Annotated in this window: 19 protein-coding genes; 10 read left to right on the forward strand and 9 right to left on the reverse strand. The window is 59.8% G+C overall.

Annotated elements, in window-relative coordinates; all coding sequences use genetic code 11:
* The first annotated feature begins 25 nt into the window (after window positions 1-25).
* Window positions 26-1,030, forward strand: a complete 1,005-nt coding sequence (locus tag ABLU88_RS20500; RefSeq protein WP_032694592.1) for a LacI family DNA-binding transcriptional regulator — start codon at window positions 26-28, stop codon at window positions 1,028-1,030.
* A gap of 1 nt (window position 1,031) precedes the next feature.
* Here the strand turns inward: ABLU88_RS20500 and ABLU88_RS20505 are convergent, their stop codons facing one another.
* The 4 genes from ABLU88_RS20505 to ABLU88_RS20520 all read right to left on the reverse strand — a co-directional run bounded on the left by ABLU88_RS20505 (window position 1,032) and on the right by ABLU88_RS20520 (window position 6,310).
* A complete protein-coding gene (locus tag ABLU88_RS20505) occupies window positions 1,032-1,871 on the reverse strand; it encodes a PRD domain-containing protein (protein WP_032719584.1) in 840 nt (279 codons plus the stop codon).
* Window positions 1,868-3,292: a glycoside hydrolase family 1 protein gene (locus ABLU88_RS20510; protein WP_025107098.1), complete on the reverse strand. Its 1,425-nt coding sequence runs from the start codon at window positions 3,290-3,292 to the stop codon at window positions 1,868-1,870. Before ABLU88_RS20510 ends, ABLU88_RS20505 begins: the two co-directional genes overlap by 4 nt.
* A complete protein-coding gene (locus ABLU88_RS20515; protein ID WP_025107099.1) occupies window positions 3,289-5,169 on the reverse strand; it encodes a beta-glucoside-specific PTS transporter subunit IIABC in 1,881 nt (626 codons plus the stop codon). Before ABLU88_RS20515 ends, ABLU88_RS20510 begins: the two co-directional genes overlap by 4 nt.
* A 211-nt stretch (window positions 5,170-5,380) precedes the next feature.
* Complete coding sequence (locus ABLU88_RS20520) at window positions 5,381-6,310, reverse strand: LysR substrate-binding domain-containing protein (protein WP_025107100.1); 930 nt, start codon at window positions 6,308-6,310, stop codon at window positions 5,381-5,383.
* A 171-nt stretch (window positions 6,311-6,481) separates the two neighbouring features.
* On the opposite strand from ABLU88_RS20520, the gene ABLU88_RS20525 reads away from it, so the two are divergent.
* From ABLU88_RS20525 to ABLU88_RS20555, 7 genes are read left to right on the forward strand one after another with little or no spacing between them, the layout of a single operon-like run.
* Window positions 6,482-7,432 (forward strand): branched-chain amino acid ABC transporter permease, encoded by a 951-nt coding sequence (locus ABLU88_RS20525; RefSeq protein WP_185219564.1) that lies wholly within the window; start codon window positions 6,482-6,484, stop codon window positions 7,430-7,432.
* 10 nt (window positions 7,433-7,442) lie between these two features.
* The gene (locus ABLU88_RS20530; protein ID WP_064358043.1) at window positions 7,443-8,549 is read left to right on the forward strand and encodes an ABC transporter ATP-binding protein; all 1,107 of its coding nucleotides are present in this window, start codon (window positions 7,443-7,445) and stop codon (window positions 8,547-8,549) included.
* Window positions 8,546-9,313 (forward strand): ABC transporter ATP-binding protein, encoded by a 768-nt coding sequence (locus ABLU88_RS20535; RefSeq protein ID WP_348837783.1) that lies wholly within the window; start codon window positions 8,546-8,548, stop codon window positions 9,311-9,313. Before ABLU88_RS20530 ends, ABLU88_RS20535 begins: the two co-directional genes overlap by 4 nt.
* Window positions 9,306-10,025, forward strand: a complete 720-nt coding sequence (locus tag ABLU88_RS20540) for an ABC transporter ATP-binding protein (RefSeq protein ID WP_046876916.1) — start codon at window positions 9,306-9,308, stop codon at window positions 10,023-10,025. The genes ABLU88_RS20535 and ABLU88_RS20540 overlap by 8 nt, the downstream gene beginning before the upstream one ends.
* A 27-nt stretch (window positions 10,026-10,052) precedes the next feature.
* A complete protein-coding gene (locus ABLU88_RS20545) occupies window positions 10,053-11,210 on the forward strand; it encodes a branched-chain amino acid ABC transporter substrate-binding protein (RefSeq protein ID WP_023320490.1) in 1,158 nt (385 codons plus the stop codon).
* Between the two features lie 17 nt (window positions 11,211-11,227).
* A complete protein-coding gene (locus tag ABLU88_RS20550) occupies window positions 11,228-11,710 on the forward strand; it encodes an L-2-amino-thiazoline-4-carboxylic acid hydrolase (RefSeq protein WP_025107105.1) in 483 nt (160 codons plus the stop codon).
* On the forward strand, window positions 11,707-12,948 hold the full coding sequence (locus ABLU88_RS20555; RefSeq protein WP_301718926.1) for a Zn-dependent hydrolase: 1,242 nt from the start codon (window positions 11,707-11,709) through the stop codon (window positions 12,946-12,948). The genes ABLU88_RS20550 and ABLU88_RS20555 overlap by 4 nt, the downstream gene beginning before the upstream one ends.
* 45 nt (window positions 12,949-12,993) lie before the next feature.
* On the opposite strand, the gene ABLU88_RS20560 is transcribed toward ABLU88_RS20555, so the two are convergent.
* From ABLU88_RS20560 to ABLU88_RS20575, 4 genes are all read right to left on the reverse strand, one after another.
* Window positions 12,994-14,016 (reverse strand): ABC transporter permease, encoded by a 1,023-nt coding sequence (locus tag ABLU88_RS20560; protein WP_348837793.1) that lies wholly within the window; start codon window positions 14,014-14,016, stop codon window positions 12,994-12,996.
* Window positions 14,017-14,035: 19 nt separating this feature from the next.
* Window positions 14,036-15,520, reverse strand: a complete 1,485-nt coding sequence (locus ABLU88_RS20565; protein WP_004848509.1) for a sugar ABC transporter ATP-binding protein — start codon at window positions 15,518-15,520, stop codon at window positions 14,036-14,038.
* 24 nt (window positions 15,521-15,544) lie between these two features.
* Window positions 15,545-16,468, reverse strand: a complete 924-nt coding sequence (locus tag ABLU88_RS20570) for a sugar ABC transporter substrate-binding protein (RefSeq protein WP_004848507.1) — start codon at window positions 16,466-16,468, stop codon at window positions 15,545-15,547.
* Between the two features lie 449 nt (window positions 16,469-16,917).
* Window positions 16,918-17,937 carry a LacI family DNA-binding transcriptional regulator gene (locus ABLU88_RS20575; protein ID WP_025107107.1) on the reverse strand — a complete coding sequence of 340 codons (1,020 nt, stop codon included), beginning with the start codon at window positions 17,935-17,937 and terminating at the stop codon, window positions 16,918-16,920.
* Between the two features lie 99 nt (window positions 17,938-18,036).
* Here ABLU88_RS20575 and ABLU88_RS20580 point away from each other — a divergent pair, with 99 nt between their 5' ends.
* Window positions 18,037-19,044, forward strand: coding sequence for a Gfo/Idh/MocA family oxidoreductase (locus tag ABLU88_RS20580; protein ID WP_348837788.1), 1,008 nt, complete (start codon window positions 18,037-18,039; stop codon window positions 19,042-19,044).
* 43 nt (window positions 19,045-19,087) lie between these two features.
* On the opposite strand, the gene ABLU88_RS20585 is transcribed toward ABLU88_RS20580, so the two are convergent.
* Complete coding sequence (locus ABLU88_RS20585) at window positions 19,088-20,119, reverse strand: Gfo/Idh/MocA family oxidoreductase (protein ID WP_042944496.1); 1,032 nt, start codon at window positions 20,117-20,119, stop codon at window positions 19,088-19,090.
* A 162-nt stretch (window positions 20,120-20,281) separates the two neighbouring features.
* On the opposite strand from ABLU88_RS20585, the gene blaOXY reads away from it, so the two are divergent.
* Window positions 20,282-21,154, forward strand: coding sequence for an OXY family extended-spectrum class A beta-lactamase (blaOXY, locus tag ABLU88_RS20590; protein ID WP_348837790.1), 873 nt, complete (start codon window positions 20,282-20,284; stop codon window positions 21,152-21,154).
* Window positions 21,155-21,410: the final 256 nt, after the last annotated feature.

A 21,410-nucleotide genomic window follows, 5' to 3' on the forward strand; every position in this document is an offset into this window, starting at 1 on the left:
TTGCTTTCAGGCTCATGGCGTCGTAATGAAAACCAAACGCGTAACCATTAAAGATATCGCCGAACTGGCGGGCGTTTCCAAAGCGACCGCCAGCCTGGTGCTGAACGGTCGTGGCAAGGAGCTGCGCGTGGCGCAGGAAACGCGCGAGCGCGTGCTGGCGATTGCCCGCGAGCAGCACTATCAGCCGAGCATTCACGCCCGCTCGCTGCGCGATAACCGCAGCCACACCATCGGCCTGGTGGTGCCGGAGATCACCAACTACGGCTTTGCGGTCTTTTCCCATGAGCTGGAGATGCTGTGCCGCGAAGCGGGCGTCCAGCTGCTGATCTCCTGTACCGATGAAAACCCCGGTCAGGAGAGCATGGTGGTCAATAACATGATTGCCCGCCAGGTCGACGGCCTGATTGTCGCCTCCTGTATGCACAGCGATGCCGACTACCTGAAGCTCAGCGAACAGCTACCGGTGGTGCTGTTTGACCGCTGTCCTACTGAAAGCGCGCTGCCGCTGGTGATGACCGATTCGATTACCCCAACGGCGGAGCTGATTTCCCGCATCGCGCCTCAGCATCACGATGAGTTCTGGTTTTTAGGCGGCCAGCCGCGTCTGTCGCCCTCCCGCGATCGCCTGGCCGGGTTTACGCAGGGTCTGACTCAGGCGGGCATTGCGCTGCGCCCGGAGTGGGTGATCAACGGCAACTATCACCCCAGCTCCGGCTATGAGATGTTCGCCGCCCTCTGCGCGCGCCTGGGCCGGCCGCCAAAGGCGCTGTTTACCGCCGCCTGTGGTCTGCTGGAAGGGGTGCTGCGCTATATGAGCCAGCACCATTTACTGGATTCAGATATCCACCTGGCAAGTTTTGACGATCACTATCTCTACGATTCGCTGTCGCTGCGTATTGATACCGTCCAGCAGGACAACCGCCAGCTGGCCTGGCACTGCTACGATTTAATCAGCCAGCTGATTGACGGCAATACGCCTGAGCCGCTACAGCGCTACCTGCCGGCGACGCTGCAGTTTCGGCATCGGTGATTCACGCATCCAGTCCCGCGATCCGCACCAGATGAACGGTGAGCCACAGCAGCTCGTTGCCGCCGAGGGTGATATCGAGCTGGGCTTTGACGTAATCGCGGATTAGCAGCGCGCAGCGGTATGCGTCCGGATACGCCTTAATCACCTGTACCAGCAGAAAACTGTCCCGCGCGCCGTCCAGCTCCCCCTCCTGTAAACGCTGGAGGAAAAACTGCATATGGACCAGAAAGCGCGAGTAGTTTATCGAGTCGGTGTCTATCTGCTGCTTAAAGTGGTACTGCACGAGATTAAAAATATCCTTCAGCATTTTCACCGACTGCATGGTCTGCGCCACGTCGTCGCCCTCGCTCTGGCCGTTTACCAGATGAAAGGCGATATTCCCGGCTTCCTCCTCCGGTAGTTCAATCCCGTACTGCTGGCGAATAATCGTCACCGCCTCGCTGGCGACGCGAAACTGCTGCGGATAAAAACGCCTGACTTCCGGCAGCAGGCGATTTTGAATGGCGATCCCTTTACGGCTGCGCTCGATGGCAAAGGTCAGGTGGTCGGCGAGGGTAAAGAAAATCTGCTCGCGAACCTTGCCGGCGAGCTGCAGATTGGCGCGGGAAATAATCATCGCCGCCATTTCGATGACCTCATCCGGAATGGCGGAGAGCGCCTCAAGATAGCCGCTGCGCGCGCCGAGCGTCTGGGTCACGAACAGCTTCTCTATCTTCTCCGGGGCGATCTCGTCCCCGGGTCTGCTATTGAAACCAATGCCTTTCCCCATGACGATAACCTCCCTGTTATCGTCGTCCATAGAGAGCACGAGGCTATTATTGAGCACCTTCTGAACAATCATCTCTGCGACTCGTCGTGGTTGCCGTTCTGCGCGATGACATCCTTATACCACCAGAAGCTGCGTTTGCGGATCCTTTGCAGGCGCTTCAGGTCATCCTCGCCGCGATCGACATAAATAAAACCGTAGCGCTTGGCGTATCCCTGGTGAGTGCTGACCACGTCAATCGCCGCCCACGGGCAGTAACCCATCAGCTCGACGCCGTCGGCTATCGCCAGCCGCATCTGCTCGATATGCGCGTCGAGGAAGGCGATGCGATAGTCGTCATTTACCGTCCCGTCATGCTCCAGTTTGTCCGGCGCGCCCATCCCGTTTTCGCTAATCAGAATCGGCAGACCGTAGCGCTCGCACACTTTACGCAGCGTCAGGCGCAGCCCCACCGGGTCAACAACCCAGCCGTAGGGGGTTTTGCCAACCCACGGATTTTCCGCCGGACGATAAACCCCCTCTTCGCCCAGCATAATTTGCTGATCGCCCGCGCGGGGCGCAACGTCGCCGCCGTCGCCCCGGCTGGCGGCAATGGTGGCGGTCGAGTAGTAGTTAATGGCGATAAAGTCCGGCCTCCCCTGCTGCAAAATCAGCGCATCTTCCGGCTGCACCTCCGGCGCAAGGCCGCGATCCTGCATATAGGCCCACGCCAGGGCGTTGTAGCGCCCATGCACCGCAACATCCAAAAAGCTCCAGCAGCGCAGCGTCTCCCAGTTATGCGCGGCGATGGCGTCCTCCGGCTTACAGCTTTCGGCGTACATCGACGTGGTGTTTATCGCCGGGCCGATGCGCAGCCCGGGGAACTCACGGTGGCACAGGGCGAAGATCTGCGCCTGGGCCAGCATCATATGATGATTCTGCTGGTACAGCGCCTTCTTATCCGGCAGTTCACGATCGGCGGGCACGCCAATCGCGCCGGGATGCAGAATCATGGTGTTCTGTTCGTTGATGGTCAGCCAGAGCGGAACTTTGGCGGCAAATTCGCTGAACAGCAGCCTGGCATAGCGCACGAATGCCTCCCCGGTTTTGCGGTTCAGCCAGCCGCCTTTTAGCTCCAGCGCCCACGGCAGATCGAAGTGGTAGAGCGTCACGATGGGGGTGATCCCGTGGCGCGTCAGGGCGTCGATCAGGCGGTGATAAAAGGCCAGCCCATCCGGATTCACCGGGCCATCGCCGTCAGGTATCACCCGCGACCAGGCCACCGAAAAACGGTAGGCCTTCAGCCCCATCTGCGCCATCAGCGCGACGTCCTCCTCCACCCGGTGATAGTGGTCGCTGGCGATGCGGAAGTCCGCCGTTCCCGGCGGATGGCTGAGCATGTCGACCACCGACGGCCCTTTACCGTCTTCATTCCACGCGCCCTCAACCTGATAGGCCGAGGTGGAGGCGCCCCACAGAAAACCGTCCGGGAACCGGGCCTGCTGTTGATAAATCATACCTGCGCCTCCTTAGCGGATTGCACCATCAGGGGTTCGCCGTAATCCACCTGCGCTGCGGCGGTGAGGCGCAGAGCGCGCTGCGCGTCGCCGTTGACCACAATCACCGGGGTAATCAGGTCGTATCCGGCCTGTTCGATGGCGGGAATATCAAAGCGGATCAGCGCCTGTCCCGCTTCCACCTTATCACCCACCTTCAGCGTAGAGCTAAAGTGCTGGCCGTTAAGATTGACGGTGTCGATACCGATATGGATCAGCAGCTCAAGACCGCTGTCGCTCTGCAGGCCAACGGCGTGGCAGGAGGGCAGAAACATCATTACCGTGCCGCTAAACGGCGCGCGCAGTACCCCTTCTTCGGGACGAATCGCCAGCCCCTCGCCCAGCAGGCCGCCGGAAAAGACGTCGTCGTTCACGTCGCTGAGCGCCACCACCTGGCCGCGCAGCGGGCTGAATACTTCCGTCTCCCCCTCGCTTGTCGGGCTGACCGCAGGCTGCGGCGTCTCGCTCACCGCGTCTTGTTCCTCAGGAACGTCTTTAAAAGCGATAAACCAGGTCAGGGTAAAGGTCACCACGATGGAAATCGCGCAGGTCACCAGCGCATGGACGATGTTCATCGGGTTTTCGCCGATAAACGCCGGCAGCGCAGCGAGGCCTGGCGAGACAAACGCATAGCGCACCAGCCCGCTCACCCCGGCGTAGACCCCGGCGCAGCCGCCGCCGATCATCGCGGCAATCAGCACCCGGCGGAACTTGAGCAGCACCCCGTACAGCGCCGGTTCGGTGATCCCCAGCAGCGCGGTAAAGCCCGACGAAGAGGCCAGCTGGCGCAGGTTGCTATTTTTGGTTTTCAGCGCCACGCACAGCGTCGCCGCTCCCATCGCCACGTTGGATGCCAGCATCCCCGGGCCGTTAATCATCTCGTAACCGCTTTTACTCAGCTGACCGGTGGCGATCGGCGTCATCGCCCAGGCGGTGCCGGTAATGATCAGGAAGGGCTGCAGGGTGCCCATCAGCATCGGGATTAACCAGCTGGCGTGGCGGTCGATAGCGCCCGCCCCGGCGGCGACCAGATCGTTAAGCAAAATGCCCGCCGGGCCGACCACCACCAGCGCCAGCGGCGCGGTAATCAGCAGAATCAGCATCGGCTTAACGAAAAACTTGATAATCGATGGCGACACTTTTTCGGCAAAGCGCTCCACCCACGACATCAGCCACACGGTCAGAATAATCGGCAGCACCGAACCGGCGTAATCGGAAAGCAGGACGTTGATGCCGACAAAATCGACCGTTTTACCGGCCGCCAGCATCTGGCCGATGCCCGGATGCAGCAGCACGCCCGCGAGGGTCATCGCCAGAATCGGATTGCATTCAAACTTCAGCGACGCGCCGTAGGCCAGCAGCACCGGCAGGAAGAAGAAGGCGGCGTCGGCAATAATATTCAGCAGCTGATACGTCGAGCTGGTTTCGCTAATCACCCCCGTGAGCTTGAGAATGGCCAGCAGCGCTTTAATCATCCCCGCGCCGGTAATCGCCGGGATCACCGGGGTAAAGGTGGTCGAAATGACGCTGATAATCCGGGCGACGATGCCGGCCGGCTTCGCGTTTTTATCTCCGCCTGCCGGGCCTTTCTTCTCCGGCAGCGCCTTATTAAGCCGCCGGTAAACCTGCTGCACCTCGTTGCCGATCACAATCTGGAACTGGCCGCCCTTCTCCACCACGCTGATCACGCCGGGGAGGGAGCCAATCTGCGCATCGTTAACCTTTGCGCGGTCATTGAACTCCATGCGCAGCCGGGTCGCGCAATGGGTGAGCATGCGGATATTTTCCGCACCGCCCACCGCGTGGAGGATTTTGTCTGCTGTTTCGTTATAGTTCATAGTGTTCCCTGGTGTTGGGGCAAAAAAAAAGACCAAAACAGAGATGCTCCCCTTGGCGGGAGAGCATTTCTATTTTGGTCTTGCCTGCTTTCGCAGTAGCACGCCATCATAAAAATGGGTTATTTCGGCGGATTATCTAAGCGCCCCTGCGTAATGACAATGGCGACCGAACAAAAGTGTGAACTGGATTAAGTAAATTCTTAAGTAAATATCAACCGAGGGCCTGCTGGCGTAGCCAGCTCTGCAATAGCTTACCGTTGGGGGTCATCTCGCTATCCTGACGCACGCAGAGATAATAATCCCGGCCATCATCAATTGCCGCATCGAAGATTTTCACCAGCTCCCCGCGCTTCAGATAGGGAGCGATCAGCGGCTCGCGCATGAGCGCGCAGCCCAGCCCGGCCTGTACGCCAGCCAGGGTCAACAGGCCATCCTCAAACAGCGGCCCGGTCGAGCGCGGCGGGCGCTTCACGCCCTGCTGCACAAACCACTGATTCCAGGTCGTGCGCTCCTCATCGTGCAGCAGCGGCATCTGCAACAGCTGTTCCGGGGTATCAATATGCCCGTGCAGGCGCAAAAAGGCCTGGCTGCATACCGGCACCATTTTGCCGGAAATCAGCTTTTCGCTTTGATAGCCCACCCAGTGACCGTTGCCAAAGCGGATCGACATATCGGAAGCGTCGCTGAGATAGTTGCGGTGGTTAGCATAAACCACGTTGATTTCGGTATGCGGGTTCGCGTGCACGAACGACGGCAGGCGGGGAATAAACCAGCCCATGCCAAACAGCGGGATCAGGCTGATCGTCACCTGCTGGGTTTGCACCTGCTCGACCAGATGCTCGGTGGCCTGACGCAGCACGTTAAACGCCGCGCGGATCGAGCGATAATACTCCCGCCCCTGCTGGCTGAGAGTCAGCCGCCGCCCCTGCCGTTCGGTGAGCGGGATCTGCAAATAGCCCTCCAGCACCTTAAGCTGATGACTGACCGCCGAAGGCGATATCGCCAGCTCCTGCGCCGCCAGGGTCACGCTGCCCAGGCGTGCGATCGCCTCGAAGGCGCGCACCGCCCGCAGCGGCGGATCGTTGGCCAACGTACTCTCCGACCAGCTAACCGGCGCTTCTGATTGTTCTGTTTTTTTCATATGTTGATTTTCTTAGCGCATTACGCTATCCGGCGAGTTATTAAATTATATTTAAAATCATAAGGATAGTTAACCACACATTTATAATAAGAAAGAATATATGCGTATTTTACAATTTAATTCATTTGTTGGATGGTAGCTATTATTTGAGCATCTTGTCGGAACAATCAGTTGGACACACTCATACAACAAATCATCAACGGGGTCATGCTCGGCAGTATCTACGCCCTGATCGCGCTCGGCTATACCATGGTGTACGGCATCCTGCGCATTATTAACTTTGCCCATGGCGACATTCTGATGGTCGGCGCGTTGACCACCCTTTCCGGGATGCACGCCCTGAACGCGCATTTCCCTACTCTGCCACCGCTGGCGCAGCTCGGGCTGGCGCTGCTGCTGGCCATGACGGTCTGCGCCCTGCTGGCGATGGCGGTCGAACGCTTTGCCTACCGCCGCCTGCGCAACGCCCCGCGCCTGGCGCCGCTGATCTCCGGGATCGGCGTCTCGGTGCTGCTGCAAACCGTGGCGATGATCGTCTGGTCGCGCAATCCGCTGATGTTCCCGCAGATCCTGCCAATGGATGCGATCGCCGTGACCCACGGCAACGCAGCGCATCCACCGGCTCTCGTTACCGTCACCGGAATCGTCACCGTCGCGCTGGCCTTCGCGGTGATGCTTGGCCTGTGGCTGCTGGTGGAGTACACCCGTTTAGGTCGCGGTATGCGCGCGGTAGCGGAAAATCCGCGCATCGCCACGCTAATGGGCGTTAATCCTAACGCAATTATCGCCCTCACTTTCGCCATCGGCGGCATATTCGCCGCGCTGGCTGGCGTCATGATGGCCAGCAACTACGGTAATGCCAGCTTCTCCATGGGCTTTCTGCCCGGCATTAAAGCCTTTACCGCCGCGGTGCTCGGCGGCATCGGCAATATTCGCGGCGCGATGATCGGCGGCCTGCTGCTGGGCCTTATCGAATCCCTTGGCGCAGGCTATCTCGGCGACCTGACCCACGGCGTCTTCGGCAGCAACTACCAGGATATTTTCGCCTTTATGGTGCTGATCCTGGTGCTGGTCTTCCGCCCTGCCGGTTTGCTCGGCGAACGCGTCGCGCACCGGGCTTAGGAGAAAAATCATGACAACGGCACAACTCGATACGCCTGTCGTTTCCCGCCGCTTCTGGTCCGGGATGACCCTGTTGGTCTGCGCGCTGCTGGTGGCACCGATGGTCGCCAGCCAGCTCGGCGGCAACTACTGGGTGCGGGTCATCGACTTCGCCCTGCTCTACGTTATGCTGGCGCTGGGGCTGAATATTGTGGTCGGCTATACCGGCCTGCTGGATATGGGCTTTATCGCCTTTTACGCCGTCGGCGCGTATCTGGCGGCGCTGCTGGCCTCACCGCATCTGCTGGACGTCTTCCCGATTTTAAATAGTTGGTTTCCGGACGGCCTGCACACCTCCTGGCTGGTGATTATTCCGCTCGCCGCGCTGGCGGCGGCAGGCTGCGGTATCGTGCTGGGCGCGCCGACGCTGAAGCTGCGCGGCGACTATCTGGCCATCGTCACCCTCGGGTTCGGCGAAATTATCCGCATCCTGATGCGCAACCTCGACCGTCCGGTCAACATCACCAACGGCGCAAAAGGCATTTCCGGGGTCGATTCGCTGAATCTGTTCGGCCTCAAATTTAGCGGCGTTTATCACTGGTTTGGCTTTAAAGTCCCGGCGCTGTGGCTGTGGTACTACCTGCTGATGCTGGTGATTGTGGCGATTATTTTCGTCTGCCTGCGGCTGCAGCATTCGCGCATTGGCCGGGCCTGGCACGCCATCCGCGAGGATGAAGACGTCGCCCGCGCGATGGGCATCAACCTGCGTAACTACAAACTGCTGGCTTTCGCTATCGGCGCCTCATTCGGCGGCGTGGCGGGCGCGCTGTTCGGCGCATTTCAGGGCTTCGTTTCGCCGGAATCTTTTACCCTGCAGGAGTCGATTGCGGTTCTGGCGATGGTGGTGCTGGGCGGGATGGGGCATATCCCCGGCGTGATCCTCGGCGCGGTGCTGCTGACCGCGCTGCCGGAGCTGCTGCGCAGCCAGGCGGCGCCGGTACAGCAGGCGCTGTTTGGCGAAGTGCTGATTGACCCGGAAGTGCTGCGCCAGCTGTTCTACGGCCTGGCGCTGGTGCTGGTCATGCTGCTGCGCCCTCAGGGCATCTGGCCCGCGCGACATCAAGGAGCGAAAGCATGAGCCTGTTAAGCGTACGCCATATGACGAAGCGTTTCGGCGGTCTGACGGCGGTCGACAACGTATCGCTGAGCATTAATCAGAGTGAAATCTACGGCCTGATCGGCCCCAACGGCGCGGGGAAAACCACCTGCTTTAACCTGATTACCGGGCTCTACCCGGCGGACAGCGGCGAGTTCGCTATCGGCGGCGAAGCCTATTCTCCGAACAATATTGAGAAAGTGACCGCCGCGGGCATCGCCCGCACCTTCCAGAACGTGCGGCTGTTTAACGACATGTCGGTACTGGAGAACGTCATGGTGGGCCGCCATGTCCGCACCCGCAACGGCCTGTGGGCCGCGATCTCCCGTCACAAACGCGCCTGCGCCGAGGAGACGCAAACCCGCGAGCTGGCCTGGCACCTGCTGGACTATACCGGCATCGCGCAGTTCGCCCACTATCGCGCCTGCGACCTCGCCTACGGCCACCAGCGGCGGCTGGAGATTGCCCGCGCGCTGGCCACCGAACCGCGCCTGCTCGCGCTGGATGAACCGGCGGCCGGGATGAACGCCGCCGAGAAGATGGCCCTTGGCGAACTACTGCTGCGCATTCGCGACGACGGCAAAACGCTGCTGATGATTGAGCATGACGTCAAGCTGGTGATGGGGATCTGCGATCGCCTGATGGTGCTGGATTACGGCAAAACGTTAACCAGCGGCACGCCGGATACCGTACGCCGCGATCCGGCGGTGATCGCCGCCTGGCTGGGAGGCAATGTCCATGTCTGATTTATTAACCGTTAACCAGCTTAGCGTCCACTACGGCGGCATCCAGGCGGTGCGCGACGTCTCATTCAGCGTTAAAGAGGGCGAGCAGACCACGCTTATCGGCGCCAACGGCGCGGGCAAAAGCTCCACCGTCCGCGCCATTACCGGGCTGGAACCCTTTCGCGGCGAAATTCTGTTTAACGGCAAGCCGATCCGCAAACGTCGGGCCGAATCCCTGTTGCGCGAAGGTCTCGTGATGGTGCCGGAAGGACGCGGCATCTTTGCGCGCATGACGGTGCTGGAAAACCTGCAAATGGGCGCCTGGCTCCGACGCGACGCGGCGGCGGTAAAGCAGGAGATGGGCGCCATCTTCGCTAATTTCCCGCGCCTCGCCGAACGCCAGCATCAGCTGGCGGGGCTGCTCTCCGGCGGTGAACAGCAGCTGCTGGCGCTCAACCGCGCCCTGCTCAGCCAGCCGCGCCTGCTGATCCTCGACGAGCCGTCAATGGGTCTGGCGCCGCTGATGGTCGAGAACATTTTTCGCGTTATCGCCACCCTGCGCCAGCGCGGCGTCGCGCTGCTGCTGATCGAGCAGAACGCACGTCTGGCGCTGGAGGCGACCGACAGCGCCTGGGTTATGGATAGCGGCAGCATCGTCGAGCGAGGTCCGTCGCAGACGCTGCTGGCCGACGATCGTATTGCACAGATTTATTTGGGCGAAATGCCCGTTTAACACACCAACCAGCATCAGGGAAAAGCAATGAAAACCGTAAAAATCAGCGCGCTCAGCGCCGCTATTCTGCTCAGTGGTTTTGCCTCATCCGCCGCATGGTCCGCGGCCAGCGAAACCGTTATTATCGGCCTGGCTGGCCCGCTCACCGGCCCTTCCGCGCGTATCGGCAAGGATCTGGAAAACGGCGCGCAGCTGGCGATTGACGATATCAACAAGCAGCACCCGACCATCGGCGGCAAGGCGGTAACCTTCAAGCTGCAATCGGAAGACGATCAGTCCGACCCACGCACCGCCGTTGCCGTCGCCCAGCGTCTGGTGGATAGCGGCGTCGCGGGCGTCGTCGGCCACTGGAACACCGGCACCAGCATTCCCGCTGCGCGGGTTTATCACGATGCGGGCATCGCCCAGGTCGCGCCGGTCGCCACCGGGCACGCCTACACCAAACAGGGCTTCGACACCAGCTTCCGCGTGATGGGCCACGACGATGACGGCGGGCAGTTTGCCGGACAGTACGCGGTACAAACCCTGAAGGCCAAACGCATCGCGGTCATTGATGACCGTACCGCCTTCGGCCAGGGGCTGGCGGATGAGTTTATTAAGTCGCTGGAAGCGCAGGGAATCAACATCGTCGACCGCCAGTACGTCGATGACAAAACCGTCGACTTCAGCGCCGTGCTGACCGCGATCCGCAGCAAAAACGCCGACCTGATTTTCTTTGGCGGCGTCGATAGCCAGGCCGCCCCGCTGGCGCGCCGCATCAAACAGCTGGGTATGAACGCCACCCTGATGGGCGCAGGCGGCTTCGTTAGCCAGACCTTCCTCCAGCTGGCGCAAAAAGAGGGCGACGGCGTGGTGGCGCTGGAGCCGGGACTGCCGGTCGAGCAGATGCCGGGCGGTAAAGCCTTCGAGCAGGCCTACCAGTCGCGCTATCACACCCATATCGAACTGCACGCGCCGTTCGCCTATGACGCTACCCGCGTGCTAGTCGCGGCGATGGAAAAAGCCGACTCCGTCGACCCTGCCGACTATCTGCCCGCCCTGCGCGCCATTAACTACGCCGGCGTGACCGGACAAATCGCCTTTGATAAAGAGGGCAACCTGAAATCGCCAACCTTTACCGTTTATAAAGTCGTCGACGGCAAATGGCAGCCGCAAACCGTACTCGGCGGCGCAACAACGAAGTAACGCAGTGAGGCAATGTGATGAGTGATAATAACGAGCTGGGCATTCTCGCCCGCCGCAAAATTGAAGCAGAAATAATCAAGCCGATTTACGCCATCCTGGTGCGCGAGATAGGGAAAGCTCGCGCCCAGGCGGTCATCGGCGAAGCGATTGAAAACGCCGCCATTGAGGCGGGAAAAGCGTTTGCCCGCCAGGAGCCGAACGGTGCGGATATCCAGAGCTTTGTCGCGCTGCAGTATCTGTGGGAGAAAGATAACGCCCTGGAAGTCACGGTGCTGGACGCCGACGACCAGCAGTATAACTACAACGTAAACCGCTGCCGCTACGCCGAGATGTACCACGAAATGGGCCTCGGCGAGATTGGCCACCTGCTCTCCTGCGCCCGCGACGATAAATTTATCGTCGGCTACGCCCCGGACGTGGAGCTGACCCGCACCACCACCATCATGCAGGGCGGTAAATGCTGCGACTTCCGCTATCGCGTGCAAAAGGACAAGTCATGATAACCGTCAACGGCGCACGTCTGTGGTCGACGCTCAACGAGATGGCGCTGCTCGGCGCCACGCCGGCGGGCGGCGTGACCCGGCTGGCGCTCAGCGAAGAGGATCGTCTGGCGCGCGACCTGCTGCGCCAGTGGGCGCGGGAAGCCAGCTTTCCCTGCGACGTCGACAGCATGGGCAATATGTTTATTCGCCGCGCCGGTAAAAATTCGCAGTTAGCCCCGGTGCTGACCGGTTCCCACGTCGACTCCCAGCCGCTCGGCGGCCGCTATGACGGCATTTACGGCGTTCTCGCCGGGCTGGAAGCGCTGCGCACGCTGAACGATCGCGGCATTGAGACCGAACGCGATATCGTGCTGGTGAACTGGACCAACGAAGAGGGCGCGCGCTTTGCCCCGGCGATGCTGGCGTCCGGCGTGTGGGCCGGGCAGTTTAGCGAAGCTTTCGCCCTCGCCCGCGAAGATCGCGACGGCATCAGCGTTGGCGCGGCGCTGGAGGCTATCGGCTATCGCGGGGAGCGTCCTGCCGCCGCCTTCCCGCTCCACGCCTGCTACGAAGTGCATATCGAACAAGGGCCGATTCTGGAAGAAGAAGGCGTTGATATCGGCCTCGTTCACGCGGCAATGGGCCAGCGCTGGTTCAACGTCACTCTGGAGGGCTTTTCCGCCCACGCAGGAACCACGCCGATGGGCAGCCGCCGCGACGCGCTGACCGCCTTCGCCGAGCTGGCGCTGGCGGTGGAGCAAATCGGTATCGCCCATAATCCAGACGGGCGTGCGACTATCGGCATGGCGCAGGTCATTCCGGGATCGCGCAACGTGGTGCCGGGAGGCGTGGCGTGCAGCGTCGAGTTTCGTCATCCGCAATCCCCGGCGCTGGAAGCGATGGAGCTCGCCCTGCATCGCGCCGCTGAAGCGCTGGCGGCGCGCGGCGTGACGGCAAACGTCGAGCGTATTTTTGATTACGCGCCCATTGCCTTTGATGCCGGATGTCTGGCGCGCAGCCAGCGGGCGGCGGACGAACTGGGCTATAGCGCGCGAACCATGGTTTCCGGCGCCGGGCACGATACCTGCTATATCAGCAAGGTCGCGCCCGCCAGCATGATTTTCATTCCCTGCGAGAAGGGAATTAGCCATAACGAAGCGGAGAACATTCTGCCGGAATGGGCGGAGAAAGGGGCGAACGTGCTGCTCAACAGTTTACGTCTTGCCGCGGATGAGCCCGCTTGCGGCGCGACGTAAAACGCGATACAGCCCACGCCAGCCAGGGCCGTGGGCTATTGCCGATCAATGCTTTTTGCGGTTGCGGCGCATATCGATAGTCACCGCCGCGACGATAATGATGCCTTTGATAATATCCTGCACGTAGGCGTCGACGCCGACAAAGGTAAACCCGCTTTTAATCAGGCCGAGGATCATCGCGCCGATTAAGGTCCCGGTGATGCGCCCCACCCCGCCCATCAGGCTGCTGCCGCCGATAACCGCCGCGGCGATAGCATCCAGTTCGTAGGACATGCCCATGCTCGACTGCCCGCTGCTGACGCGCGCCGCCAGCACCACGCCCGCGAGGCCGGAGAGCGCCCCGGCGATGGCATAGACGATCACCAGGTATTTATTCACGTTGATACCGGAGACCTTGGCCGACGTCATGTTACCGCCGATAGCGTAAACGTATTTACCGTAGCGGGTATGCTTCAGGGCGATATGGAAGACCGCGGCGACGACGAAGAAAATAATCACCGGCATCGCCCCCTGGCCGATGGCGGTAAAGCTGTCGGATAAGAAGCTGATTGGGTTGCCCTGGGTGTAGTACTGCGCCAGACCGCGCGCCGACACCATCATTCCAAGCGTCGCGATAAACGGCGGGATGCCGGTGCGGGTCACCAGAAAGCCGTTGGTTAAGCCGCACAGAAGACCGACGCCGATGCCGGCGCCAATCGGGATAATCGCCAGCATATTGACCAGCGACGGGAACATCGGCGACAGGCTATCGGAGGTTTGCGCGAGGCTTGCCGCCACCACGGCGGCGAGAGCGATCACCGAGCCGGAGGAGAGGTCAATGCCGGTGGTAATAATGACCTGGGTGACCCCGACGGCGATAATACCGATAATCGCTACCTGCAAAACAATTAATATCAGGCGATTGGTGTTTAATAAAAAGGACTGGTCGCGGACGTACCAGCCGGCAATTTCAAACGTCAGGGCAATCACCAGCATGACGATAAATATCCCGGTATCTTTCGGCAGCCGGTGGCGTAATTGCCCAAAGAAAGAGGGTTTCTCAGTGATCGGGGTCGCCGTTATTTTCATATTGCTCATTCTCTGTGCCTCAATGGGATGCCAACGACAAAATGGTTTCCTGGTCGGCGTCCTCTTTATTGAGGATGCCGGTAATACGCCCTTCATGCATGACCATCACCCGATCGCTCATCCCGAGAATCTCCGGCAATTCTGAAGAGACCATAATCACCGCCACGCCGCGGTTGGCCAGCTCGCTGATCAGATGGTAAATTTCCGCTTTCGCCCCGACGTCGATTCCGCGCGTCGGCTCATCGAGAATCAGTATTTTCGGCTGGGCCAGCAGCCAGCGGGCAATCAGTACCTTCTGCTGATTACCGCCGCTGAGGTTATTAATAATCTGATCCATGGTGGGGGTTTTAATATTCAGGCGGCGGATCTGCTCCATGCAGTCTTCGGCCATTTTGAGGTGCTGAACAAAGCCGGTTTTACCGATATATTCCGGCATTTTGACGATGCTCATATTCTCCAGCACCGACAGCACGAGAAACAGTCCGGACTTTTTGCGGTCTTCCGTCAGCAGCGCCATCCCTTTTTCAATCGCCGTCGAAGGCGAGTCAATCGTGACCGGCACTCCCTCAATCAGCACTTCGCCGCTATCGGCTTTATCCATGCCGAACAGGCTCTCCATCACTTCGCTACGCCCGGCCCCCACCAGCCCCGCCACGCCGAGGATTTCGCCGCGGCGTACGCTAAAGTTGATATCGTGAAAGACCCCCTTGCGCGACAGATTGCGGACGGTCAGCACCTCTTCGCCAATGGCGTTATTGAACTTGGGAAAGAGCTGGGTGAGCTCCCGGCCGACCATCTGGGTGATCAGCGACTGGCGGGTAAACTCGGTGGTATGTTTACTGCCGACCCAAGTGCCATCGCGAAATACGCTGATCTCATCGGTAATCGCGAAAATCTCATCCATTTTATGGCTGATATAAATAATGGCTTTTCCCTGCTGGCGTAAATCGCGAATAATGGTAAACAGATGCGCCACTTCGCTTTCGGTTAACGCCGAGGTCGGCTCATCCATAATCACAATATCCGCGTTCCACGAAACCGCTTTGGCAATTTCCACCATCTGCTGGGAGGCGATACTTAACTCCCCCACCAGCCGGTCGGCGGATAGCCGGATATTGAGTTTATCCAGCAGATCCTGCGTCTGGCGGGCAAGCTGGCGATGATCGACAAAACCGTATTTCATCGGCTCGCGGCCGAGCCAGATATTTTCCGCCACCGTCATATGCGGCACCAGATTCAGCTCCTGGTGGATCATCGAGATCCCGGCGCGCAGCGCGTCCATCGTATCCTGAAACTGGACCGGCTCCCCTTTAACGCGAATCGCGCCCTTATCGGGACGGTAGATCCCGATCAGGCATTTCATCAGCGTGGATTTTCCGGCGCCGTTTTCGCCCATCAGCGCGTGCACCGTCCCCGGGCGCACGCGTAATGAGACGTTGTCGAGCGCCTTCACGCCGGGGAAGAATTTACTGATCCCTTCGGCTTCAAGTGCAAAAGCGTTCATACTTCACCTCCGTACCCTGAGCGACTATTTCTGGTTGCGATTAACGAACTCAGCCATGTTGTCTTTGGTGATCAGCTGGTAAGGGACGTCGATGATCTTTTCCACTTTCTCGCCGTTGGCCAGCTTAATGGCGGCATCCACCGCGCCTTCGCCCTGCCCTTTGGCATCCTGGAAAATCGTGGCGATCATCTTGCCGTTTTTGAGCATTTGCAGGGCATCCGGCGTCCCGTCCACCCCGGCAATCAGGATATGGTTCGGGTTTTTACCCAGCGCCTGCAGCGCGCCGATGGCCATTTCATCGTTGTTGGAGGCGATGGCCTGAATGTCTTCGCCGCTGGTCATCCAGTTGCTGACCACGTCAACGGCATCGTTGCGGGTAAATTTCGCGGTCTGCTTCTGCACGATTTTGATATCCGGGTACTTCGCCACCACCTCTTCGACGCCTTTGGTGCGGTCACGGGTCGATTCATTCGCCAGGTCGCCGAGCAGAATGGCGACGTTCCCCTTGCCGTTCATCGCTTTGGCTAACGCTTCCATCTGTAAGCGCCCCGCCAGCACCGAGTCGGAGCCAACGTAGGCCATTTTGTCGGTCAGCTGCGCCTGCGGGCGGCGGTTAACAAAGATCAGCGGAATGCCCGCTTTGGTCGCCTGGTCCATAATCGGTTTGACCGCGTTGGTGTCGACCGGGTTGACGATAATCGCGTCGACGCCCTGGCCAATAAAGTTCTGCACCTGCTGTAGCTGCTGGGAGACGTCGCCTTTGGCATCTTCCACCTGCGCCTTAACGCCATCTTTTTGCATCTCTTTTTGCATTGCGGTGCGCAGAATCGTCAGGAAGTTGTCATCGAATAGCGCCATGGAAACACCGACCGAAATATCTTTCGCCATCACGACCGCTGGCAGCATGCAGGCTATCAAAGAGGCAACAACCGTTTTCTTAATATTCATCGTTGATCCTTTATTTTCAGGTACATCGGTTAGGTAAGGTAAAATGAAAAAATAGTTTCATTAATTGTGCGTTAAGCGCCTGCTTTTCCAGCTTTTTGAAAAAACAGCCCGCGCGCTGGTGCATTTTTTGTTGTTGATCGAAATCACAAAATTCAGTTGTTTTAAAATGGTTTTTTGAAACATTAGTCCATTTATAGCGGAAGAAAAATTCCAGACCATTTATTTCATTAACAACACATATGAAACTTTTATAAGTAAATAACTGAAATGAAAATTTTAAAACTGCGTGTTAACAGAACTTTGACACACATCTAACATTGACGCATAAATGCGCAAAAAATGAGAGGCAGGCGACTGTTTGCCGCGCGGCGCGCCGATAGCGGCAGCGGTTTAAAACGAGACAGGATATAGGGTGTAAAAGGGGATGTCGCCCCGCGGGCGGCGGGCGCTCAGTCGACGTTTTCAGCGCTGTAAAGGATAAATTCGACCTTGCCGTCGCTGAACAGATGCGGCTGATAGCCGGTTTCCAGATGGCGCAGGGCCAGCTCCACCGCCAGACGGGCATGCTGGCGCGGGTTTTGATCGATCGTCAGCGCCATTCCCCCCAGGGCCAGCTGTTCACGGGTGGTGCTGTAGCGTTCATGGGTCATCCAGCAGCACTCGCCGTAGCGGCGATGGCGAGCCAGCGCCTGCGCCACCTGCGTGTTGCCCAGCCCGGTATTGTAGATGCCCACCACGTCGCGGTTGCGGCGCAGGGCCTCTTCCAGCACGCGGTCGATTCGCTGTCGGTTGTCCTCCCCCGCCAAAACCTCGCCCAGCAGCAGATGCGGAAAGCGCTGGCTAATCACCTCGCGAAATCCCTGAATCCGTAAGCGATGAGCGCTGAAGTCCTGGCGCCCGCTGAGCATCAGCACTTCTCCAGGACGGTGCGCCATTAACCCCATCATCCTGCCCGCGGTGCGGCCGGCCTGCTGCTGATCGATCCCGACGTGACAAAGCCTCTGCGCGCCGGGGAGATCGGTGACCAGCGTAATCACCGGCACGTTCGCCTCGCGACACTGGCGCAAGGCGTCATAGACCCGCGGATGTTCGTTGCCAAAGACAATTATCGCATGGCGCTTTTTGCTGCTGCGGATAAGGCTTTTCGCCAGCTTTTCCGGCGCGGACTCCGCCACCAGCGTGCGGTGCAGCGTCAGTCGGCGATAGCCAAGGCTATCCGCCACGTCGGCGAAATCCTGCGTCAGACGGGAGAAAAAGCGCGAATCGTTATCGCTGAGAAACACTTCTATTTGCCACGGGAGACGGCGCTCTTCCGGCAGAATGCGCTTCAGCCCTGCCTCCCGCGCGGCCTGCAGCACCCTGCGCGTGGTTTCCGGCGACACGCCGCCGCGTTCGTTAAGCACCCGGTCAACGGTCGCGACGCCCACGCCAATCCGTTTAGCCAGCGCCTCCAGCGAAATGCTTTTCATCGTCTCCCCCATGATGGAAATCCATCAAAACGCGTGTGTCGGTCAGTGTAGCAAACGGATTACTTTGGCAACGCTAAATCCCTCTTTCTGGAGAAAAAAATGACCTGCATTCGTTTTGCATTGTTGGGCAGCGGTTTTATTGGCCAGGTTCACGCCGCCAGCCTCGCTCGGCATGAGCGGACCGTTCTGACCATGGTGGCCGACGCCGATCCCGAGCGGGCGAAAGCGCTGGCTTCCCGCTACGGCGCGCGGGCGGTAACCGTCGCCGAGGCCATCAATAGCGACGCCATTGACGCGGTACTGATCGCCAGCTCGACGCCTTCACACGCGGCGCTGCTGGAAGCCGCCGCGCGCGCGGGAAAAGCGGTCTACTGCGAAAAACCGATCGATCTTTCGCTGGCCCGCGCCTGCCAGGTCGTCGAGAAAGTGCTGCCGCTCGGGGTACCGGTGACCGTTGGCTTTAACCGCCGCTTCGACGCCAGCCACCAGCAGCTGCGCCGGGAGATCGAGGCGGGCGCGATTGGCCAAATCGAACTGGTTCAGATGGTGTGTCGGGCATCGGTTATGCCGCCGCTGGAATATCTGCGCAGCTCCGGCGGCCAGATGCGCGACCAGGCGATTCACTTCTTTGACCTGCTGCGCTTTCTTACCGGTGATGAAGTGACGACCGTCGCGGCGCTGGGGGGTGCGCTGGCGCTGGCGGAAATTGCCGAATTCGACGATGTCGATACCTCTATTGTCATGCTGCGGATGCGCGGCGGCGCGCTGGCGCAGCTGGACAACACCCGGCGCACCGGCCACGGCTACGATGAGCGCATTAGCCTGCTTGGCCCGCAGGGGGTGATAGAGTCCGGCAGTCAGGCATCGCGCGGCGTCACGCTGTGGCAGGGAGCGCGCTGCATTCAGCCCGGACTCTATCCGGACTGGTTCAGTCGCGTCGAGGGGTCGTACTACGCGCATCTGGATGCTTTTGTCCGCTCGCTAGGCGGAGAAGCGGTGCCGGACCTGCCGGGGCTGCTGGACGGGCTGCGGGCGCAGGCTATCGCCGAAGCCGCCGTGCTTTCCCTGCGGCAAGGGCAGTTTGTCAGCGTCGAACCGCTGGCGTAAAAAAGCCCCGTATGCGGTCGGCATACGGGGCAACGGCGCGCCGTTAACGCTCCTCGTTAAATATCACGCCAATCTGCCGCCGCACTTCGTCCATCACGCTCAGGTTTTCCAGCACCCTGGCCAGCGGGCGGATCGGCGAGTCCGTAAGCCCTTGCCCCACGCACCAGGCAAAATGTTCGGCCTGATAAAACAGCTGGTCGTAGCGGTTGCGCGGCTCCTCCCAGCGCAGCACCTGCCCGCCCTGGCTGGCGGCGAGGGTAAAATTCCCCGGCGCGTAGAACTGCCCGTCGAGGGTAAGGGTCGCATCGCGCCCGGCCACCACCGCGCCGCCCGGCGTGTTGCTGAACAGGGTGGTATTGAGCAATCCCTGTAAGCCGTTTTCCCAGTTAAACAGCATCGAAATCTGCCCGTTGACGCCTCTTTGGGCGGGACGCCCGCGGGCGATAATGTCCTGCGGCACGCCGCCGACCATCACGCAGAATGAGGTCAGATAGCTGCCGAGATCCATCATCGGCCCGCCGGCGAGATCGGCATTAAAAATGCGATGATCCGGGGTAAAAAACTCGCCGTGATCGGCGAGCAGCGTGTGCAGATCGCCCAGCACGCCGTCCTCCAGCAGCTGGCGAATCACGTCATACTTCGGCGCGTAGTCGCACCACATCGCCTCCATCGCCAGCGTCCCCTGCTTCATGGCCTCCGCTTTCAGCGCCGCGCCTTCCCGCCGGTTCAGCGCAAACGGCTTTTCAATCAGCACATGTTTGCCCGCCTGCAGCACCCGCAGCCCGTCGGGAAAGTGGTGGTTATGCGGCGTGGCAACGTAAACCGCATCAATATCCGGTCGCGCCAGCATCTCATCCACCTGAGCATAAGCCTGCGGGATCCCCCAGCGGGCGGCGAAATCGTCGGCTTTTTGCTGCGTGCGCGAGGAGACGGCAACCACCCGCTGGTGGCTGAGCTCTTTTAACGATTTCACAAAGCGCTCGGCAATCCAGCCGGGGCCAATAATGGCCCAACGCAGCGAGGGGATCGCCGAGGCGGCGGGATGGCGCGGTTTGGGTAACTGTGACGGGAACATAGCGGCTCCTGATTTTATTTTGCCGGGGAGAGACACTATAAGCAGGCGCAGAGGAGGACGAATAACGAATTTATGATGGAATTCCATCATCGACATAGTGCTTGTCAAAAGCGCGGGAGTCGCGGATAGTCCGGGCAGCTCATCACTATCAAGGAGTCTGAGATGTTGAAAAGTTCGTGGCGTAAAACCGCCCTGATGGCCGCCGCCGTTCCGCTGCTGCTGGCGAGCGGTTCATTATGGGCCAGTGCCGATGCTATCCAGCAAAAGCTGGCTGATTTAGAAAAACGTTCCGGCGGTCGGCTGGGCGTAGCGCTGATTAACACGGCAGATGATTCGCAAACCCTCTATCGCGGCGATGAACGTTTTGCCATGTGCAGCACCGGTAAAGTGATGGCCGCCGCCGCGGTGTTAAAACAGAGCGAAAGCAATCCAGAGGTGGTGAATAAAAGGCTGGAGATTAAAAAATCGGATTTAGTGGTCTGGAGCCCGATCACCGAAAAACATCTGCAAAGCGGAATGACCCTGGCGGAACTCAGCGCGGCGGCGCTGCAGTACAGCGACAATACCGCGATGAATAAGATGATTAGCTACCTTGGCGGACCGGAAAAGGTGACCGCATTCGCCCAGAGTATCGGGGATGTCACTTTTCGTCTCGATCGTACGGAGCCGGCGCTGAACAGCGCGATTCCCGGCGATAAGCGCGATACCACCACCCCGTTGGCGATGGCCGAAAGCCTGCGCAAGCTGACGCTGGGCAATGCGCTGGGCGAACAGCAGCGCGCCCAGTTAGTAACGTGGCTAAAAGGCAATACCACCGGCGGGCAAAGCATTCGCGCAGGCCTGCCCGCAAGCTGGGCGGTCGGGGATAAAACCGGCGGCGGAGATTACGGCACCACCAACGATATCGCGGTGATCTGGCCGGAAAATCATGCCCCGCTGGTGCTGGTGACCTATTTTACCCAGCCGCAGCAGGATGCGAAAAGCCGCAAAGAGGTGTTAGCCGCGGCGGCAAAAATCGTCACCGAAGGGCTTTAACCCGGGAACAGGCCCCTCTGCAACACTCTGCGCTTTGTTTCCCGGTGGCGCTGCGCTGACCGGGCTACGGGTCCACCGCCGTCTGCGGGCCGGTAGCCCGGACAAATGCGCAGCATCGCCTCCGGGAAATTCAGCCACTCTGCGCTTTGTTTCCCCAGTGGCGCTGCGCTGACCGGGCTACGGGTTCCCCGCCGTCTGCGGGCCGGTAGATACTGTGAACGCCTGCAACCATTTTTAGTTGCCGATACTTTCTCCG

It is taken from the genome of Klebsiella sp. GW_Kp182 (assembly GCF_040062275.1).
Classification (GTDB): Bacteria; Pseudomonadota; Gammaproteobacteria; order Enterobacterales; family Enterobacteriaceae; genus Klebsiella; species Klebsiella michiganensis.

Bases quoted from the DNA above. Each gene is read 5' to 3' on its own strand.
- ABLU88_RS20540 (WP_046876916.1), top strand. From the start codon at position 9,306: ATGTCTGATTTATTAACCGTTAACCAGCTTAGCGTCCACTACGGCGGC.
- ABLU88_RS20530 (WP_064358043.1), top strand. From the start codon at position 7,443: ATGACAACGGCACAACTCGATACGCCTGTCGTTTCCCGCCGCTTCTGG.
- ABLU88_RS20515 (WP_025107099.1), bottom strand. From the start codon at position 5,169: ATGAACTATAACGAAACAGCAGACAAAATCCTCCACGCGGTGGGCGGT.
- ABLU88_RS20545 (WP_023320490.1), top strand. From the start codon at position 10,053: ATGAAAACCGTAAAAATCAGCGCGCTCAGCGCCGCTATTCTGCTCAGT.
- blaOXY (WP_348837790.1), top strand. From the start codon at position 20,282: ATGTTGAAAAGTTCGTGGCGTAAAACCGCCCTGATGGCCGCCGCCGTT.
- ABLU88_RS20575 (WP_025107107.1), bottom strand. From the start codon at position 17,937: ATGAAAAGCATTTCGCTGGAGGCGCTGGCTAAACGGATTGGCGTGGGC.
- ABLU88_RS20585 (WP_042944496.1), bottom strand. From the start codon at position 20,119: ATGTTCCCGTCACAGTTACCCAAACCGCGCCATCCCGCCGCCTCGGCG.
- ABLU88_RS20570 (WP_004848507.1), bottom strand. From the start codon at position 16,468: ATGAATATTAAGAAAACGGTTGTTGCCTCTTTGATAGCCTGCATGCTG.
- ABLU88_RS20500 (WP_032694592.1), top strand. From the start codon at position 26: ATGAAAACCAAACGCGTAACCATTAAAGATATCGCCGAACTGGCGGGC.
- ABLU88_RS20505 (WP_032719584.1), bottom strand. From the start codon at position 1,871: ATGATTGTTCAGAAGGTGCTCAATAATAGCCTCGTGCTCTCTATGGAC.
- ABLU88_RS20580 (WP_348837788.1), top strand. From the start codon at position 18,037: ATGACCTGCATTCGTTTTGCATTGTTGGGCAGCGGTTTTATTGGCCAG.
- ABLU88_RS20555 (WP_301718926.1), top strand. From the start codon at position 11,707: ATGATAACCGTCAACGGCGCACGTCTGTGGTCGACGCTCAACGAGATG.
- ABLU88_RS20520 (WP_025107100.1), bottom strand. From the start codon at position 6,310: ATGAAAAAAACAGAACAATCAGAAGCGCCGGTTAGCTGGTCGGAGAGT.
- ABLU88_RS20510 (WP_025107098.1), bottom strand. From the start codon at position 3,292: ATGATTTATCAACAGCAGGCCCGGTTCCCGGACGGTTTTCTGTGGGGC.
- ABLU88_RS20550 (WP_025107105.1), top strand. From the start codon at position 11,228: ATGAGTGATAATAACGAGCTGGGCATTCTCGCCCGCCGCAAAATTGAA.
- ABLU88_RS20565 (WP_004848509.1), bottom strand. From the start codon at position 15,520: ATGAACGCTTTTGCACTTGAAGCCGAAGGGATCAGTAAATTCTTCCCC.
- ABLU88_RS20560 (WP_348837793.1), bottom strand. From the start codon at position 14,016: ATGAAAATAACGGCGACCCCGATCACTGAGAAACCCTCTTTCTTTGGG.
- ABLU88_RS20535 (WP_348837783.1), top strand. From the start codon at position 8,546: ATGAGCCTGTTAAGCGTACGCCATATGACGAAGCGTTTCGGCGGTCTG.